Here is an 18286-nt window from a genome sequence, read left to right on the forward strand (position 1 = left end):
CAAGGTGATTCGTGTCAGCCCCGTAGCGCGGAGATGAAGATCCGGGGGACTTTCAGCAGGCTGGGCTTACTGGCGAAGTTGACCAGCAGTTCGCCGGTGCTCGCCGCTGTGGCATTGCTCACGAACCACGGCGGCTTCGGGGACAGGGCCCACTCGCCGTGCACGACGGACCGCGGGAAGGGCCGGAAAGGTCCGCGCACCACGGTACGTTCCGGCTTTTCGACCAGGAACCCGTTGTGCACCACACCGATTCCGCTTTGCACGTCGTTGAGGACGTGGCCGGGGAATGCGCCCCAGGTGGCGGCGGGGGTCAGGTAACCCACACCGGTCCAGGCGTTGATGGCGACGGTGCCGTACCGCAGGTCCTCGATCAGGGCATCGAATTGCGATCCCAGCTGCTCAATGGTGTCGGGATGCGCGAGCACGTTCACGCCGAGAGTTCCGACGAATTCCTCATTGGCGACCCGCGTCGCCTCGCGCACGAACTCGGCTCCGTCCGGGTCGTTGGCGATATCCAGTTCGATGACACCCAGGACCGGCCCGAAGTATTCGGTGCGCAGCAGGGCCGTGCGATCGTCGGGGTCGACGACGAGCACGCGCGCACCGTTTTGGCCGAGTCGCTCGGCGTCTGGATAGGACTGCTGCGCGCCGGCCACCCGGTCGTCGGATCCGGGGTAGTAGGCGGGACGGGGCGGCGCCTCATCGACGGCCTTGCGCAGCGCGGCGAGGAACTCCTCGCGTTGCGGCCATGCCTTCGAGAGCACCACGACCTGCGAAGCGATGCAGTTGTAGCCGTTGTTGTGCAGGCGCTGGGTGGCGATATGGCGGGTCTGGAACTCGATGTCCGAGGAGCTCCACTCGCCGGGCACGACGATGGTCGGCGAGACGCCGCCCAGCTCGCTGGTGATGGCCTTGTCCAATATGGGCGCCTTCGCAGCTTTTCGGCGCGCGCCTTCCTCGCCGGTGCCGAACACGATCGCGTCGTGGGTGATCGAGCTGCCGGTCATGTGCACGTGGTCGACCAGCTGGTGGTGCACCAGGTAGGTGCCGACATCGGCCCCGCCGGTCAGAATCCGTACCGCGCCGATTTCGATGAAGGGCTGCAGCACCTTGGTAAATACCGGCAGCAGCGGATCGGTGATGGGATTGAGCTTGAGCGCCACCACTCGGTTGTTGGCGAACAGCTCATAGAGCGTGTCCAGGGGAGCGATCGAGGTGATGTTGCCGGCGCCGAGCACCGCGCCGACCCCGTTCGTGTGGCTGGGGTCGCGTTGTGCCAGGCCCGCGGTGCGCAGTGCCTCGGCCTGGTCCACGCCGGGCTGCAACCACAGCTCGGCACTGAATCCGGACAGCAGCAGGCTGTCGAAGATGTTGAGCGGCAATACCGAAACCGTCGTACGGCCACCGGGGGTGACACCGAACGTGGCGTCGCGCAGTGGGCTGTGCCCGGCCTGGAGCTGTTCGAGGCTGGCGATCAGGGCGGCAAGGGCGCCCGCGACGGCATAGGGGCCCGAGATCCATTCCTCGCCGACCAGCGGGGATTCCGGGTCGAGCTTCTTGATCTGGAACGCCGCGGCTTGCACCCACTGCTGCGCGTTGTCGATCACGCGTTGACGTGTGTCCGCCAGCAGCTGCAAGCGCCGCGCCAAAGAGGTTTCGGCCCAGTTCTTTTCGCCTTCGGCCAAATCCTTCAGGGCCTGGTCGACGGGGGATTCGATCTGTACGTCGGTCATGGAATTCAGCTCGCGCTCTAGTCGAAGTCGGGTGATGACATGTTCGGTGGATCACATGGTACGTGACGTACCACCCCATTGCTAGAGTGAGCTTTGTGCAGCCCGACAGTCAAGAACTCCCCGCTGGCAGGTGGGATGGCCAGCGCGAACGGCGCCGGGCCGAGTTCGTCGAGGCCGCCCTTGCGGCCATCGCCGAACACGGACCGCAGACATCCACGGAGCAGATCGCGGTCTACGTGGGGGTCACCCGAACGAAGCTCTACAGGCATTTCGACGGCGCCGTGGACTTGCAGCGCGCCGTGGCCCGCCGGGCCGGCGACATGATCATCGCCGAGCTTGCACCCGTATGGCAGCCCCTCGGTTCGATGACGCAGATCATCGAGGCGGGCATCGGTGGGTACGTCCGTTTTCTTGTCGGGCACCGCAATCTGTATCGGTATCTTGCGCGCTGCTCGCTCTCCGAGGGTTCGGACGCGCCAGACGCCATTGCTGATATCAAAATGTCTGCGGGACTGCATCTTTCGCGTGTGTTCGCCGTCTACCTCGATGCGTTTGGGGTGGATACCGATGCCGAGCTGCTGGCGATGTGCATCGTGGGGATGGCCGAGACCTCGGTGAGTTACTGGCTCGATCAGCCGGGGGAGACCTCTCAAGAGCGATTGATCGAGAGTCTGGTCCGGCGGATCTGGCTCATTGTCGAGGACAACCTGCGCACGGGTGGCGTCTACCTCGATAGTGAGGAGCCGCTGCCAGAGCCCGGGGAAATCGCGCGGAACGCGCAGAGTTACCGAGATCCCGCGCGCCTCGGCTAGCCCCGAAAATTTCCTTCCGCCGCGGCAGTGCCGGCCGCATAGGCTCGGAGTGTGCTTCCCTCACCGCGCGCCGCTGCCGCCGTTCTGATCACCGGAGCCTCGTCGGGCATCGGGGAGGAGTTGGCGCGCGAATTCTCGCGACGCGGCTATCCCGTGGTGTTGGTGGCCCGGCGCGCCGATCGGCTGCAGGAGCTGGCCGAGGCACTGGGACCATCCGCGCGGGTGTTGGCCGTCGATCTGTCCAACGATCACGAACGCGCCCAATTGCCGGGCCGAGTCGCCGAGCTGGGACTCGCGGTCGATGTGCTGGTGAACAACGCCGGGCTGAGTACCGCAGGGCCCGTCGCCGAATCCGACCCGGCCGCCGAGCTCAACCTGGTGGCGGTGGACGTCAGCGCGGTCGGGGACCTGTGTTCACGTTTTGTGCCGCAGATGGTGGCACGCAGCAGCGGTGTGGTGCTCAACGTCGGCTCGGTCGGCGCCTTTGGCCCACTGCCCGGCCAGGCCGCCTATGGGGCCGCGAAGGCATTCGTAGTGTCGTACACCCACGCGCTGAACGAAGAGCTGCGCGGCACCGGTGTCAGTGCCGCGACGTTGTGTCCGGGGCCTGTGAAGACAGGATTCGGCGCGGCGGTGGGAATCTCGGACGAAGATGCCGAAGCCGCGATGCCCAAGGTCATGTGGGTGAACGCGGCGACCGTCGCCAGGACCGCGGTCGATGGATTGGCAGCGGGCAAGACGGTGATCGTGCCCGGTCTGGCCAACAGGATCGGTGTGGCCGCCAATCATCTGCTTCCGCGTGGATTGCTCACGCGGATGGTTGCGCGGAGCCACCCCGCACTCAAGAGGGGCCGGAAGGTCTAGCCGCAGACCGCTCCGACAGCCGCCGACTGCACCAGCTTGGTGTACTTGGCCAGCACGCCGGTCTTGTAGCGCGGCGGTAACGGCTCGAATCCCTCACGGCGCGCGGCAAGTTCCGCCTCGTCGACGAGGAGATCCAGCTTGCCGCTGGCGACGTCGAGCCGGATCCGGTCACCGTCCTTGACGAAGGCGATGGGGCCACCGTCCACGGCTTCGGGCGCGATATGCCCGACGCACAGGCCAGTGGTGCCTCCGGAGAAACGTCCGTCGGTCATCAGCAGCACGTCCTTGCCGAGCCCCGCGCCCTTGATGGCGCCCGTGATCGCCAGCATCTCACGCATGCCGGGGCCGCCCTTGGGGCCTTCGTAGCGGATCACGACGACATCGCCGTGGGTGATGGTGCCGTCCTCCAGCGCATCTAGCGCCGCCCGCTCCCGTTCGAAAACCCTTGCGGTGCCCTCGAACACATCCGATTCGAAGCCTGCTGATTTCACCACGGCGCCCTCGGGTGCCAGGGAGCCGTGCAGGATGGTGATGCCGCCGGTCGGGTGGATCGGGTTGTTCATGGCACGCAGCACCTTGCCGTCCGGATCCGGCGGGGCGATGTGGGCCAGGTTCTCGGCCATGGTCTTGCCGGTGACGGTCAGACAATCACCGTGCAGCAGACCGGCATCCAGCAGTGCACGCATCACCACGGGCACACCGCCGATCTCATCGACGTCCTTCATCACGTGGCGGCCAAAGGGTTTCACATCCGCCAGGTGAGGCACCTTGTTACCGACGCGGGTGAAGTCGGCCAGGGACAGCGGTACTTCTGCTTCACGAGCGATGGCCAGCAGGTGTAGCACCGCGTTGGTGGACCCGCCGAACGCCATGACCACGGCGATGGCGTTCTCGAAGGCTTCCTTGGTCAGGATGTCGCGCGCCGTGATCCCACGGCGCAGCATCTCGACAACGGCCTCGCCGGACTTGCGCGCATAGACCTCACGGCGCTTGTCGATGGCGACGGGAGAGGCACTACCCGGCAGGGACATTCCCAATGCTTCGGCGGCGCTGGCCATGGTGTTCGCGGTGTACATACCGCCGCAAGCGCCCTCGCCCGGACAGATGGCGCGCTCGATGATGTCGACATCCTCACGCGACATCAGCCCGCGCGCGCACGCGCCGACCGCCTCGAAGGCGTCGATGATGGTGACTTCCTTCTCGGTTCCGTCGGTCAGCTTGGCCTTGCCGGGCATGATCGAGCCGTTGTAGACGAATACCGAGGCCAAGTCCAGACGTGCTGCGGCCATGAGCATTCCGGGGATCGACTTATCGCATCCGGCCAGCAGTACCGACCCGTCGAGGCGCTCGGCCTGCATGACGGTCTCGACGCTGTCGGCGATGACCTCGCGGGACACCAGCGAGAAATGCATGCCCTCGTGGCCCATCGAGATGCCGTCGGACACCGAGATGGTGCCGAACTCCAACGGGTAGCCGCCGGCCTCGTGCACGCCGTCCTTGACCGACTGGGCGAGTCGTTGCAGCGACATGTTGCAGGGGGTGATTTCGTTCCAGGACGAGCCGACGCCGATCTGCGGCTTGACCCAGTCGTCGTCACCCATGCCTACCGCGCGCAGCATGCCACGGGCGGCGGTCTTCTCCAGGCCGTCGGTGACGTCGCGGCTACGGGGCTTGATATCGGGCTGCGATGAGCCGCTTGCGCGAAGAGAATCAGGCTTGTGCGGGGCTGACATGGGGTTAAGTATCCCTCGCCCGTGCAAACGGGATTGCGCAGGCGTCGACACGCCGTCTGCTGGCGAAAACGTGCACGACGAAACCGCCGCAAAACGGAGAGTCGACAGCAATGATGGCCGGTATGCCATTCATGCCGGTCAGCGACTCGATGTTTCTCATCGGGGAAACGAGGGAACATCCCTTCCATGTCGGCGGCTTGCAGCTGTTCAAACCGCCTGTCGACGCAGGTCCGGACTATGCCGAGGTGTTCTACGAACAGTTGATGTCGACCACCGAGGTGTCATCGGACTTCCGCAAACGGCCGGGCCAGCCGCTGGCGGTGATGGGCAACGTCAGGTGGATCATCGACGACGAGGTTGACTGGGAGTACCACGTGCGCCGCTCGGCGTTGCCGCGCCCGGCCCGCGTGCGTGAGCTGCTGACCGTCACCTCCCGGTGGCATAGTTCCTCGCTTGATCGGCACCGCCCGTTGTGGGAAATGCATGTGGTGGAAGGGCTTTCGGATGGACGCCTGGCCGTCTACACCAAAATGCATCATGCGGTGATCGATGGCGTCGGCGCCTTGCGGATGATGATGCGCTCGCTATCGGACGATCCTGATGCGCGTGACTGCCAGGCCGTGTGGGCCCCGGCCAAGCGGCGCGCCAAGAGCAGCATCGTGAGCACGACCAACACCTCGGCCCTGGATCTGGTCAAGGGTGCGGCAGGTGCGGTGCGACAGGTCGTGTCCATTCCGCCCGGTCTGCTCAAATACGGCCGTCATGCGCTATCTGATCCGCAGCTGGTGAAGCCTCTCTCGGCGCCACACACGATGCTGAACGTCTCGATCGGAGGTGCGCGGCGATTCGCGGCGCAAACCTGGTCGATGGCCCGGATCAAGGAGGCGGGCAAGGCACTGGGCGGCACCGTCAACGATGTCGTGCTGGCCATGTGCGCGGGCGCCTTGCGTACCTATCTGGAGGAGCAGAACGCGCTACCCGCCAAGCCGCTCATCGCGATGTGCCCGGTGTCGATCCGGGCGGATGGTGACCAGAACGCGGGGAACTCGATCACCGCACTGCTGGCTAACCTCGCGACCGATAAGCCCGATCCGCTGGAGCGGTTCAGCGCGATCAGGGACTCGGTGCAGGCCGCCAAGTCGGTGCTCTCGGAGATGACGCCCCTGCAGCGGATGCTGGTGGGTGCGCTCAACGGTGCTCCTGTGCTGAGCGGTGCGGTCCCGGGCTTGGTGGACCGGGCGGCACCCGCGTTCAACGTGATCATTTCTAATGTCCCCGGCCCGCGCACCGACATGTTCTGGAACGGGTTCGAGATGGATGGGTGCTATCCCGCATCCATTCCGATCGACGGGGTGGCCTTGAACATCACCTGCACCAGCAGTGGACCGTCTATGCATTTCGGATTGACCGGATGCCGCACGAGCGTGCCGCATCTGCAGCGCATTCTCACCCATCTGGAAGAGGCGCTGACGCAACTGGAAGAGTCGGTGGCTTAGCCGATTCATACCCGCGAGGGGTATGCCACATCCCGATTTCGTACCCTACGGGGGTATCTGGGCTACGATGGTGGCATGCGAAACCGGACTCGGACTGCCTTCCTGGCTGGCACTGCTGCCGCAGTGCTGATTCTGTCGGCTTGTAGCTCGGATAACAAGGGGGATGAATCGAAGTCCGAGCATTCGGGTCATTCCGGTATGTCGGGGATGACGACGACACTGGACACCAACAGCGCCGCGGCTCCGGTATCCGACCACAACGATGCCGATGTGACCTTCGCCCAGCAGATGATCATGCATCACCAGCAGGCCGTTGAGATGTCGAAGTTGACGGAGGGGCGCACCGTCAACCCCGCGGTTCTGGATCTCGCGAAGAACATCGAGACGGCTCAACAGCCGGAGATCGACACCTTTACCGAGTGGCTCAAGAACTGGAATCAGCCCACCATGCCCGAGGGGCATGATCCGGCGGGGCACATGCCTGGCATGGTGGACACACCGGTGTTAGACCGGATGAAGACGCTCAATGGTGAGGTCTTTGATCAGCTGTGGCTGCAGTCGATGATCGCCCATCACCAGGGGGCCATCGCTATGTCGAATGCGGAACTCTCCGGAGGCCAGTACCCTGCGGCAAAGCAGTTGGCGCAACAGATCATCGATAATCAGCAGCCTGAGATCGACACAATGCAGGGCCTTCTCAAGGGGTAAAGGGACATGACCACCAAGACTTCGACCGGACACGGTTACTCGCTGAAAAAAGATGACTACGCCAAGCGGCTCCTGCGCATCGAGGGACAGGTGCGCGGTATCGCGAAGATGATCGACGAGGACAAGTACTGCATCGACGTGCTGACCCAGATCAGCGCGGCGCAGAGTGCACTGCGGTCGGTTGCCCTGGGGCTGCTCGACGAGCACCTCGGTCATTGCGTCTCCAACGCCGTCGCCTCCGGCGGCGCAGATGCCGATGAGAAGCTGGCAGAGGCCTCCGCGGCGATCGCCCGGTTGGTCCGCAGCTAGGAGTTCAGTGCGGCAACCACCATCTGCCGCAATACCGTTCGTGTCTGTGCGGGCGCCGATCGGCCCGCGCTGTAGGGCGTGGAGTTCATCAGCCCGAAGGCCGCGTGCGCCTTGATCCGCGCGTCCGACTCATCAAGGTCGGGGTCCGCCCGGCACAGCACCTGAACCCAGGCCTCCACATAGCGGCGCTGATACTGGCGTACTTGGCGCCGCGCGTTCTCGGGTAGTGAATCAAGGTCGCGGTCCTGCACGCGGATCAGATCACTCTCGTTGAGCGCGAAGTCGAGGTGAAAATCGATGAGGCCGTCGAGGGCCTCCGCCGGGGTGCCGGCCGCCTCCGCGACGGCCATCCCGCCTTCGAGGAGCCGGCGACTGATGCCGGTGAGCAGATCTACCAAGAGCGCTTCCTTGTTGGGGAAATGCCGGTAGATCGCCGGACCGCTGATGCCGACCGCGGAGCCCAGATCCTCCAGTCGTACCCGCGCGTATCCACGCATGGCCAGGAGACGGCCGGCGGCGTGCAGCAGCTGATCGCGCCGATCGGCCTTGGCGCGTTCGCGCTTGTTCGGGGATTCCGACTCGGGTATCAGGTTGGTCATCAAACCTCCGCCATGGCCCGCTATAGACAAAACAGTTAATCGAGATTAGCCTAAACCTAGTTAATCGTCATTAACTGAAATCTCAAACTTCGGAGCTGGGTAATGACTCTGGTTGGTGAGCAGAACAGGGCGGAGCACGCCCGGCTGGTCGCCGAGCTGCGGGAGCGGCTCGCACTCGCAGCGCTCGGCGGCAACGAACAGTCCAGGCAACGACATGTCGACCGGGGCAAGCTCCTGCCACGCGATCGGGTGGACGCGCTCCTCGACCCGGGCAGCCCGTTCCTGGAATTGTCGCCGTTGGCGGCCAATGGCATGTACGACGATGACGCCCCCGGTGCCAGCATGATCGCCGGCATCGGCCGTGTCTCGGGTCGCGAATGCGTGATCGCCGCCAATGACGCGACGGTCAAGGGCGGCACTTACTATCCGATGACGGTCAAGAAGCATCTGCGCGCTCAAGAAGTCGCGCTGCAGAACCGGCTGCCCTGCATCTATCTGGTGGATTCCGGTGGCGCGTTCCTGCCCAAGCAGGACGAGGTGTTCCCGGATCGCGAGCACTTTGGCCGTATCTTCTACAACCAGGCGACCATGAGCGCCAAGGGAATTCCGCAAATCGCCGCGGTGCTGGGCAGCTGTACGGCAGGTGGTGCGTATGTGCCCGCGATGAGCGACGAAGCCGTCATCGTGCGCAAGCAGGGCACGATTTTCTTGGGTGGACCGCCGCTGGTGAAGGCCGCCACCGGTGAGGTGGTGACCGCCGAGGAGTTGGGCGGTGGTGACCTGCACTCGCGTACTTCTGGCGTGACCGATCACCTGGCCGCGGACGACAAGGACGCGCTGCAGATCGTGCGCCGGATCGTGTCCACCTTTGCGCCGAGGGTCGAGTCACCGTGGCCCGTCGTGGAAACAATTGCCCCGGAGCGTGATCCGGGCACGTTGTACGACGTGGTGCCGACCGATCCGCGCATCCCGTACGACGTACACGAGGTGATCGTCCGGCTCATAGATGGCGGCACCTTCACCGAGTTCAAGGCGGAGTACGGCAAGTCGGTGGTCACCGGCACCGCGCGACTGCATGGGCATCCGGTCGGGATCATTGCCAACAACGGTGTGCTTTTCGCTGAAAGCGCAATGAAGGCAGCACATTTCATCGAGCTGTGCGACCAGCGACGCATTCCGCTGCTCTTCCTGCAGAACATCTCCGGGTTCATGGTGGGCCGCGACTACGAGGCCGCCGGAATTGCCAAACATGGGGCAAAAATGGTCACCGCCGTCGCGTGTGCGCGGGTGCCCAAGCTGACCGTGGTCATCGGCGGCTCCTACGGGGCCGGCAATTACTCGATGTGTGGGCGCGCGTACTCGCCGCGATTCCTCTGGATGTGGCCGAATGCCCGCATCTCGGTGATGGGTGGTGAACAGGCCGCCTCGGTGCTGGCCACCGTTCGCGCCGATCAGAGTGCCGCATTGGGCAAGGAGTTCACCGAGGCCGAACAGGAAGCCTTCAAGTCACCGATACGCGAACAATATGAGCGGCAAGGTAACCCGTACTACTCGACGGCGCGCCTCTGGGACGACGGGGTCATCGACCCCGCCGACACCCGCACGGTGGTCGGCTTGGCCTTGGGGATTTGCGCCAACGCACCCCTTGAACCGGTTTCCTACGGCGTCTTCAGGATGTGAACAGGTGACAGTGCAGAGTGTCCTCATTGCCAACCGCGGCGAGATCGCGGTCCGCATCGCATCGACGCTGCGGGCCATGGGAATTCGCTCCATCGCGGTCTACACCGACGGAGACACCGACCACCTCGGTGCCTGCGACACCGCCGTGCGTCTCGGTTCCGATTCCTCGGGCTACCTCGACATCGATGCGATCATCAGTGCGGCCAAACAGACCGGTGCGCAAGCTATCCACCCCGGATACGGATTCGTCTCGGAGAATGCCGATTTCGTGCGCGCATGCCAGGCTGCGGGAATCGTATTCGTCGGACCGCCCGCCGAAGCCATGGATGCCATGGGCGACAAGATCAGGGCCAAGGACACCGTGGCCGCAGCCGGTGAGCCGGTCGTTCCGGGCAGCGTCGGTGCGCTCTCCGATGCCGAGCTGGTAGCCACTGCCGAGAAGATCGGGACCCCGCTGATCATCAAGCCCTCCGCGGGCGGTGGCGGCAAGGGTATGCGCGTGGTGCACGATCTAAGCGTCATATCCGATGCGCTGGTCGCGTCCCGGCGTGAGGCCACCGCCATCTTCGGCGATGACACCTTGCTGGTCGAGCGTTATCTGGCTCGCCCCAGGCACATCGAGGTTCAGGTCTTCGGCGACACCCATGGCAACGTGGTGCACCTGGGTGAGCGTGAATGCAGCCTGCAGCGCCGGCACCAGAAGGTGATCGAAGAGGCGCCGTCGCCGCTGCTGACCCCGCAATTGCGTGCCGCGATGGGGGAGACGGCATGTCAGATCGCGCGCAGTGTGGGATATTTCGGCGCCGGAACCGTCGAGTTCATCCTCGACAGCGATGCTCCCGAGTCCTACTACTTCATGGAGATGAACACCCGGCTACAGGTAGAACATCCGGTCACCGAGATGGTGACCGGTATCGACCTGGTGCAGTGGCAGATCCTCGTCGCGTCGGGAGAACGGCTCCCGCTGGCGCAGGAGCAGATTTCGTTGACCGGGCACGCGGTCGAGGCTCGGGTATACGCCGAAGATCCCGCTCGCGAGTTCCTCCCCACCGGCGGAACGGTTGCATTGGCACGCTTTTCGGATAGTGCACGCACCGATACAGCGTTGGCGACGGGATCGGTGGTGGGTTCACGATTCGACCCGATGCTGGCCAAGATCATCGTGCATGCGGCCGACCGCGAAACCGCGCTCGCCGATGCCGACCGGGCACTCGCCGAAACCCGGATACTTGGGGTGGGCACCAATATCGATTTCCTACGTGCGTTGCTGACCAATCCCGTTGTGGTATCTGGAGACATCGATACGGCGCTACTCGACAAGATCGCGACTGAATACCATCCGCCCGTCGCGCCGCCGTGGGTATGGGTGGCCGCGTCCGGCTTGCTTGACGGTGAATCCAGCTCCGGGACACTGTGGAACGGAAAGTCCGGATGGCGCGTTGGGGTACACGCGCCGCGGGCACATCGACTCCGCATCGGAGATTCGGTCGAATTGGTGCGGCTCTGGGGTGACCCGGTTACCGATGTCAGCATCGGTGATGGCGAACAGACTCCGGGCGGAGTGCACTGCGGGACAGGGCAAGTGAGTGTCGAATTGGCGAGCCAGCTGCACCGTGCTGACGCCATCCGGGCGGATTCTGCCGCGTGGATCGCGACCGAGGACGGAACCTGGCGCGCCGATATCGCGCCCGAGCCCCGGTTGCGGCACATCGACGGTGAAGACGAGGACGGGGAGATCCGTAGCTCCATGCCAGGGGTTGTGCGGGTGGTTTCGGTGAGCACGGGCACCGTGGTGGAGCGCGACGCTCCAGTGGTGGTGGTCGAGGCCATGAAGATGGAACACACCCTGCGTGCACCCATTGCCGGAACCGTGACGGTATCGGTGGCCGTCGGCGACCAGGTGGCCGTCGACCAGCTTCTGGCCACCATCTACCCGACCATCAACTCCAAGGAGGGGACACCATGACCTTCAGCACCGCCGAACTGCCCGACGAGTACAACTCGCTGCGCAAAACCGTTGAGGAATTTGCGAATTCGGTGGTCGCACCCGTCGCCGCGCACCATGATGCCACCAAAACCTTCCCGTATGCGGTGGTGGCGCAGATGGGTGAGATGGGACTGTTCGGTCTGCCATTCCCCGAGGAGTACGGCGGTATGGGCGGCGACTACTTCGCCCTGTGCCTGACGCTGGAAGAACTGGCCCGGGTGGACCAGAGCGTGGCCATCACCCTCGAGGCGGCCGTTTCGCTGGGCGCCATGCCGATCTATCGGTTCGGCAGTGAGGAGCAGAAGCAGCGCTGGCTGCCCGAGCTTTCCTCCGGAAATTCTTTGGCCGCCTTCGGCTTAACCGAGCCCGGTGGGGGTACCGATATCCCTGGATCGATCCGCACCCGGGCCGTCGAGGACAACGGCAGTTGGGTCATCAACGGCTCCAAGGCATTCATCACCAACTCCGGCACCGACATCACCGCAGTGGTGGGCGTCGCGGCGGTCACCGGACGCGCCGCGGACGGATCGCCGGAAATCTCCGTCATTCACGTGCCGGCAGGAACACCGGGGTTCACCGTCGAGCCGGGATACGACAAGGTCGGCTGGCATGCCTCGGACACCCATCCACTGAGCTTCGACGATGTCCGGGTGCCCTACGAGAATCTGCTGGGTGAACGCGGCCGGGGGTACGCGGGGTTCCTGCGCATCCTCGACGAGGGGCGGATCGCCATCGCGGCGTTGGCCACCGGCGCCGCGCAGGGATGTGTCGACGAGAGCCTGCGATACGCGCGCAGCCGCCCGGCCTTTGGCAGCGCCATCATCGACTACCAATCCGTCTCGTTCAAGATCGCTCGGATGCAGGCCCGCGCGCACACCGCCCGCTTGGCGTACTACCACGCTGCCGCACTGCTGTTGGCCGGAAAATCGTTCAAGACCGAAGCCTCGATTGCCAAGCTGATGGCCAGTGAGGCGGCCATGGACAACGCCCGTGACGCCACCCAGATCTTCGGGGGAGCCGGATTCATGAACGAGTCTCCTGTCGCTCGCCAGTACCGGGACAGCAAGATCCTGGAGATCGGCGAGGGCACAAGCGAGGTACAGCTGATGCTCATTGCCCGCGCGCTCACCCGGTAATCTGTCGGTAGTACTTAGCTGGACGAGTGTCTTAGGGCTCTTGCTCAGAGATCGAGTGTGATGATCCATGTCACATACCCCTATGGGGTTATGAATGTGACCTTTTCTAATCAATGGCGATTATGACTGCTCAGTGCCTATTTTCTTGGGCGGGTGAAACATCGCGTCGCCTGGTGGCGACGAACCCTATGACACACTGGATGTGTCGTGTCTACAGGAGTGAGCATGCTTGTCTTAACTCGTTGGTTCCGGCGCGCCCTCGTCAGCGGTGTATGTGTCGCAGGACTGTTGGGTGCCGGGGTAGTTCCTGCACTCGCTGATCCGGGTGATCCCGCAGATCCGGGTATCGAAGAGCCCGGTCCCCCGCCGCCCCCGCCACTGCCGTGGGAGTTGCCGCCACCACCCCCGCCGCCGGCGCCCGATGTGCCGCCGCCCGGTGAGGTTCCGCCGCCTCCGGCACCCACCACCCCGCCGCCTGGGGCACCCCCCACGGGCGATGTGCCGCCGCTGCCGGTGGGTCTGCTGAAGAACTCCCCGAACAACGGCGACATCGTCGGTGTGGCCCAGCCCGTGACGATTGTCTTCGCGGCACCGGTGACGGATAAGAAGGCTGCCGAGGCCGCCGTGAAGATCACCTCGTCGAAGCCGGCTCCGGGTTACTTCTACTGGTACACCGATCAGCAGCTGCGCTGGAAGCCCACGCAGTTCTGGCCCGCGAACACCGACGTGAACGTGAACGCCGGCGGTACCAAGTGGAGTTTCAAGGTCGGTGACGCATTCGTGTCCACCATCGACGACGCGACTTTCACGATGACCACCACGCGCAACGGTGTCGTCGAGCGCACCATGCCGATGTCGATGGGCAAGCACGACAAGAAGCACGAGACCAAGAACGGCACGTATTACGTCAGCGAGAAGTTCCAGAAGATGGTGATGGACTCGTCGACCTACGGGGTTCCGGTCAACTCGCCCGAGGGCTACAAGCTCGACGTCTACTGGGCCACCCGCCTGACCAACTCCGGCATCTTCGTCCACGCTGCGCCGTGGTCGGTTGGCCAGCAGGGCAAGAGCGATACCAGCCATGGCTGCGTCAACCTGAGCACCGAGAATGCGACCTGGTTCTTCAACCAGTCGCACCCCGGTGACCCGGTGATCGTCAAGAACTCGCCGACTGGTCCGTACAAGGATTACGACGGCTACGACGACTGGCAGCGTTTCTAGCGTTTTCAGCTCAACGAGAAAGCCCCCGGCCAATGGTCGGGGGCTTTCTCGTTGCGTCGTCGTCAACTCCAGATGCGTACGCGCTGATCGGCTTCCAGGAACAGCTCGTCGTCGGTGCTGAGCTCGAAGGCCCCGTAGAACGCGTCGATATTGCGCACCACGCCGTTGCACCGGAACTCCGGCGGTGAGTGAGGGTCGACGGAAAGGCGCCGGATAGCTTCGGCCTCACGGGCTTTGGTGCGCCAGACCTGCGCCCAGCCGTAGAAGACACGTTGCACACCGGTCAATCCGTCAATGACCGGCCCCGTGCCGCCGCCCAGCGAGATCTCGTACGCGAGCAGTGCGATGGACAGTCCACCCAGATCGCCGATGTTCTCGCCGACGGTGAAGGCGCCGTTGACATGCTGATCGGAGAGCTCGCGGGGGACGAATCCGTCGTACTGCTTGATCAACGCCTCGGTGCGCACCCCGAACTCGTCACGGTCGGTGTCGGTCCACCAGTTGACCAGATTGCCGTCGCCGTCGTACTTGGAACCTTGGTCGTCGAACCCGTGGCCAATCTCGTGCCCGATGACGGCTCCGATGCCTCCGTAGTTGGCGGCATCGTCGGCGTCCGCGTCAAAGAAAGGGGGCTGCAAAATGGCTGCGGGGAAGACGATTTCATTCATGCCGGGGTTGTAGTACGCGTTCACCGTCTGTGGGGTCATGAACCATTCGTACCGATCGACCGGCCCGGCCAGCTTGGCCAAGCCCCGATCGCACTCGGCGGCGGTGGCGCGCCGGACATTCCCCAGTAGATCGTCACGACTGATGGCGATCGTCGAGTAGTCGCGCCAGGTGGACGGGTAGCCGATCTTGGGCGTGAACTTATCGAGCTTCTGCAGGGCCCGTTCACGGGTCTCCGGGGTCATCCACTCCAGGTCGGTGATGCTGACCCGATACGCCTCGCGCAGGTTGTCGACGAGAACCTCCATGCGCGCCTTGGCATTCGGCGGAAAGTGTCGTGCCACGTAGAGCTGGCCCACGGCCTCGCCGAGTAGCGACTCGACCACCGCAACACCGCGTTTCCAGCGATCGCGAATCTGCTCGGTACCCGACAGCGTGCGTCCGTAGAAATCAAAGTTCTCGTTCACCAGCGGCTCGGTGAGGTACGCGGCACGGGCACAGATGAGCCGCCAGCTTGCCCACTGCTGCCAGTCACTCAGCGGCTCCGAAGCCCAGAGCTGTGCGAAGGTGGTCAGATAGTCGGGCTGTCGCACCACGAGTTCGGTGACCTGGCCGGTCGTCGCACCCAGCCCGGAAATCCATCCGTTCCAATCGAATCCGGGTGCGGTCTGCTCCAGGTCGGCGAACCTCAGCAGGTTGTAGCTCAGCTCGGCGTCCCGGCGCTTCACCACATCCCAGTGCGCCGCGGCAATCTTGGTTTCCAGCGCCACGATCCGCTCGGCGGTATCGGTGTGGTCGCCACCGCCGTACACCAACGCGAACATCGCGGCGATGTGCGTGCGGTACGCGTCCCGTGTCGCCGCGTGCTGATCTTCGCGGTAATAGGACTCATCGGGCAGGCCAAGGCCGGACTGGCTGACGTGCAGGAGATAGCGCGAGGAATCCTTGGCGTCGGTATCCACGTAGCAGCCCACTCCGCTGCCCACCCCGGCACGCTGCAACGCACCCATGACCGCGGCTAAGGCGGTGACATCGGGAGCCGCGGCGATCAGGTCGAGCTCCTGGTGCAACGGCGCCAGACCCAGACCGGACACGGTCTCGGTGTCCATGAAGCTCGCGAACAGATCGCCGATCTTCTGTGACTCGGTACCCTCGGCGGCGCCCGAGTCGGCAGCCTCGATGATGATCTCGCGCACCTGCTCCTCGGCGCGGTCGAACAGCGTCCGGAACGCGCCATCGACGGCGCGGTCGGCCGGAATGGCATATTCGGCGAGCCAGCGCCCGTTGACGTGGCCGAACAGGTCATCCTGGGGGCGGATGGATTCGTCACGATGGCTCAGGTCGATACCGGATTTTGGCAGCACGGATTCTGTCGTCACCCGTCCATGGTGGCACGGGTCGCTAGGGTGAGGCCCGTGAGCAAAGACGACCCGGCATCCGGCCTTGGCAGTGGAGAGGCACCCGTCTTCTCCCGGTACGGGGTGCTGTCCGCGGTCCTCGGCGTGACCGCGGTTGTCGCCCTGGTGCTTTCGGTGCTCATCGGCGCCGGACATCACAGCCAGGTGGCACGCGACCGTTACGACGCCCGCGTGCTCGACACTGCTGTGACCTGGGTGAACACCCTGATCAATATGAAAAAGAGCAATCTCGATTCCAGTGTGCAGACGCTACAGGACGGCACGGTTGGTCGGCTCAGTGACCACCTGGGGGAGATGCTCGCGGGCGTTGTGAAGCTCGCGCGAACGGTCGATGCCGATGCGGCCGGCGAGATCGACTCGGTGGCCATCGAACGAGGGCAGGCGCGACCCATTCCGGATGAGGATGTCGGCCTGCCGTCCGTGGAGCGGCTGGACCGCGTCATGGTGGTGGCAACCTCGGTGACGCGCGATGCCAACGCTGCCCCCAAGGTCAATCAGTGGCATATGCGCCTTGCGGTGTCGAAGGTCGGAGACCAGCTGTTGATCTCCGGTCTGGAGCTGCTGCGATGAGCCGCTTGCGCGAAGAGCGTGATTTTCCGATGAGCCGCTTGCGCGAAGAGCGTGATTTTCCGATGAGCCGCTTGCGCGAAGAGCGTGATTTTCTGATGAGCCGCTTGCGCGAAGAGCGTGATTTTCTGATGAGCCGCTTGCGCGAAGAGCGTGATTTCCGATGAGCCGGAATATGTTGCGGGTCATCGTCTTCGACCTGCTGGCGCCGCTGGTGACGGCGCTGGCGATCGTGGCGTTGGGCGTGATACTGCGCTGGCCCGTCTGGTGGGTGGTGGTGTGCACGGCATCCTGTCTGCTCATCGCCCAAGGTATGGCGGTGAATGCCTATCTGGCCCGGCGGGATTCGGTGACCGTCGGCACCGACGACGACGGGCCGGCGCTGCGGGCCGGAATTGTCGCTCTGGCCACGGCCTCAGTGCTGGCGGTGGCGGCGGTGGGGTACCGGCATTGGACAGTGCCCGACCGGGAGGGCAACGCGGACCGGGTTGCCGTGACCGATGTTGCCGCGACAGTGGCTGAGGCGGTCGTGAACTTCACCCCGGGCAGCCCGGAGACCTACCTGCGCAAGGCCACCGAGCACATGACCGAGGCGCAGGGGCAGTCCTTTACCCGTGATTTCGACCGGGCGACCGCCGACCTGAAATCCAGAGGAATATCGCAGCAGGGCGAGATCATCTCGGTGGGCATTGAGGCTCTCGGCCCCGAAGACGCGGTGTCGGCCGCCCTGGTGCGGCGCACCAGCGTCGCCGCCAAGACACAGCCCGAGCAGTCGGTGCTTGCGCTGCGGCTGACGCTCACCAAACGCGACGGCCGCTGGCTGGTGGACAATATCGCGCCGATCGATCGGATTGGTGCCCAGACGCCGAAGAACTAACGCGAACGGATGCGCGCGAATTCGATTTCGGTACAACGATCCATGACCACCTGCAGTCCGGCATCGGTCGCTGCGTTGGCGGCGTCGATATCGATGAGGTCGAGCTGAAACCACAGTGTGCGGGCGCCGATGTCGATGGCTTCTTGGGCTATGGCTGCCAGCTCCTCGCGACGGCGGAAAACGTCAACCACATCGGGTGCCTCCGGCAGCGCCGCAAGACTGGGGTAGACCGTCACGCCGTCGAGCTCGGAGATGGTGGGATTGACGAGGAAGATTCGGTAGGGGCTGTGTGCGGCCAGATAGCGGTAGACACCGTGGCTTGGCCGATCTGGGTTGGCCGAAATCCCCACAATGGCAATGCTCTTGGTCTCCCGCAGAATCCGGGCGATGGTCGCGTCATCGGGGGCGGTCCACATGGTGGTTCCTTTCCTGTCATCCGCAGCACATCGAAAACTCGAGTGACAGGCGTCTGGCTGGCAC

General features: G+C 64.3%; 17 protein-coding genes. 12 read left to right on the forward strand and 5 right to left on the reverse strand.

Annotated features, from left to right (window positions below):
• Positions 1 to 14 precede the first annotated feature (14 nt).
• Complete coding sequence (locus tag B4393_RS08425) at positions 15 to 1733, reverse strand: aldehyde dehydrogenase family protein (RefSeq protein WP_078333728.1); 1719 nt, start codon at positions 1731 to 1733, stop codon at positions 15 to 17.
• A gap of 86 nt (positions 1734 to 1819) precedes the next feature.
• On the opposite strand from B4393_RS08425, the gene B4393_RS08430 reads away from it, so the two are divergent.
• Positions 1820 to 2545: a TetR/AcrR family transcriptional regulator gene (locus B4393_RS08430; RefSeq protein WP_109558208.1), complete on the forward strand. Its 726-nt coding sequence runs from the start codon at positions 1820 to 1822 to the stop codon at positions 2543 to 2545.
• A 51-nt stretch (positions 2546 to 2596) separates the two neighbouring features.
• Positions 2597 to 3409: an SDR family NAD(P)-dependent oxidoreductase gene (locus tag B4393_RS08435; RefSeq protein WP_078333730.1), complete on the forward strand. Its 813-nt coding sequence runs from the start codon at positions 2597 to 2599 to the stop codon at positions 3407 to 3409.
• Here the strand turns inward: B4393_RS08435 and ilvD are convergent.
• Entirely contained in the window at positions 3406 to 5142 is a 1737-nt protein-coding gene (gene ilvD, locus B4393_RS08440; protein ID WP_078333731.1) for a dihydroxy-acid dehydratase, read from the reverse strand. The two genes, B4393_RS08435 and ilvD, sit on opposite strands and share 4 nt — an antisense overlap.
• Before the next feature lie 110 nt (positions 5143 to 5252).
• Here ilvD and B4393_RS08445 point away from each other — a divergent pair, with 110 nt between their 5' ends.
• From B4393_RS08445 to ricR, 3 genes are all read left to right on the forward strand, one after another.
• The gene (locus B4393_RS08445) at positions 5253 to 6638 is read left to right on the forward strand and encodes a WS/DGAT/MGAT family O-acyltransferase (RefSeq protein WP_070937978.1); all 1386 of its coding nucleotides are present in this window, start codon (positions 5253 to 5255) and stop codon (positions 6636 to 6638) included.
• A gap of 75 nt (positions 6639 to 6713) precedes the next feature.
• Positions 6714 to 7346 carry a DUF305 domain-containing protein gene (locus B4393_RS08450; protein WP_078333732.1) on the forward strand — a complete coding sequence of 211 codons (633 nt, stop codon included), beginning with the start codon at positions 6714 to 6716 and terminating at the stop codon, positions 7344 to 7346.
• Positions 7347 to 7352: 6 nt separating this feature from the next.
• On the forward strand, positions 7353 to 7655 hold the full coding sequence (gene ricR / locus B4393_RS08455) for a copper-sensing transcriptional repressor RicR (protein ID WP_070937980.1): 303 nt from the start codon (positions 7353 to 7355) through the stop codon (positions 7653 to 7655).
• On the opposite strand, the gene B4393_RS08460 is transcribed toward ricR, so the two are convergent.
• Complete coding sequence (locus tag B4393_RS08460; RefSeq protein WP_078333733.1) at positions 7652 to 8254, reverse strand: SACE_7040 family transcriptional regulator; 603 nt, start codon at positions 8252 to 8254, stop codon at positions 7652 to 7654. The two genes, ricR and B4393_RS08460, sit on opposite strands and share 4 nt — an antisense overlap.
• A gap of 102 nt (positions 8255 to 8356) precedes the next feature.
• Here B4393_RS08460 and B4393_RS08465 point away from each other — a divergent pair, with 102 nt between their 5' ends.
• From B4393_RS08465 to B4393_RS08480, 4 genes are all read left to right on the forward strand, one after another.
• Complete coding sequence (locus tag B4393_RS08465; RefSeq protein ID WP_078333734.1) at positions 8357 to 9934, forward strand: carboxyl transferase domain-containing protein; 1578 nt, start codon at positions 8357 to 8359, stop codon at positions 9932 to 9934.
• A gap of 4 nt (positions 9935 to 9938) precedes the next feature.
• A complete protein-coding gene (locus tag B4393_RS08470; protein WP_078333735.1) occupies positions 9939 to 11900 on the forward strand; it encodes an acetyl/propionyl/methylcrotonyl-CoA carboxylase subunit alpha in 1962 nt (653 codons plus the stop codon).
• Positions 11897 to 13057, forward strand: coding sequence for an acyl-CoA dehydrogenase family protein (locus B4393_RS08475; protein WP_078333736.1), 1161 nt, complete (start codon positions 11897 to 11899; stop codon positions 13055 to 13057). Before B4393_RS08470 ends, B4393_RS08475 begins: the two co-directional genes overlap by 4 nt.
• Positions 13058 to 13282: 225 nt before the next feature.
• On the forward strand, positions 13283 to 14278 hold the full coding sequence (locus tag B4393_RS08480) for a L,D-transpeptidase (RefSeq protein ID WP_078333737.1): 996 nt from the start codon (positions 13283 to 13285) through the stop codon (positions 14276 to 14278).
• 62 nt (positions 14279 to 14340) lie between these two features.
• On the opposite strand, the gene B4393_RS08485 is transcribed toward B4393_RS08480, so the two are convergent.
• Positions 14341 to 16323, reverse strand: a complete 1983-nt coding sequence (locus tag B4393_RS08485; RefSeq protein ID WP_078333738.1) for a M13 family metallopeptidase — start codon at positions 16321 to 16323, stop codon at positions 14341 to 14343.
• 123 nt (positions 16324 to 16446) lie between these two features.
• On the opposite strand from B4393_RS08485, the gene B4393_RS08490 reads away from it, so the two are divergent.
• The 3 genes from B4393_RS08490 to B4393_RS08495 are packed head-to-tail and all read left to right on the forward strand — an operon-like array spanning position 16447 to position 17806.
• On the forward strand, positions 16447 to 16932 hold the full coding sequence (locus B4393_RS08490) for a hypothetical protein (protein ID WP_078281280.1): 486 nt from the start codon (positions 16447 to 16449) through the stop codon (positions 16930 to 16932).
• Positions 16929 to 17096 (forward strand): hypothetical protein, encoded by a 168-nt coding sequence (locus B4393_RS27445; RefSeq protein WP_157901270.1) that lies wholly within the window; start codon positions 16929 to 16931, stop codon positions 17094 to 17096. Before B4393_RS08490 ends, B4393_RS27445 begins: the two co-directional genes overlap by 4 nt.
• Before the next feature lie 8 nt (positions 17097 to 17104).
• Positions 17105 to 17806, forward strand: coding sequence for a hypothetical protein (locus B4393_RS08495; protein ID WP_078333978.1), 702 nt, complete (start codon positions 17105 to 17107; stop codon positions 17804 to 17806).
• On the opposite strand, the gene B4393_RS08500 is transcribed toward B4393_RS08495, so the two are convergent.
• The gene (locus tag B4393_RS08500; protein WP_078333739.1) at positions 17803 to 18222 is read right to left on the reverse strand and encodes a CoA-binding protein; all 420 of its coding nucleotides are present in this window, start codon (positions 18220 to 18222) and stop codon (positions 17803 to 17805) included. The two genes, B4393_RS08495 and B4393_RS08500, sit on opposite strands and share 4 nt — an antisense overlap.
• Positions 18223 to 18286 lie beyond the last annotated feature (64 nt).

The organism is Mycobacteroides franklinii, assembly GCF_002013895.1.
GTDB classification, from domain to species: Bacteria; Actinomycetota; Actinomycetes; order Mycobacteriales; family Mycobacteriaceae; genus Mycobacterium; species Mycobacterium franklinii.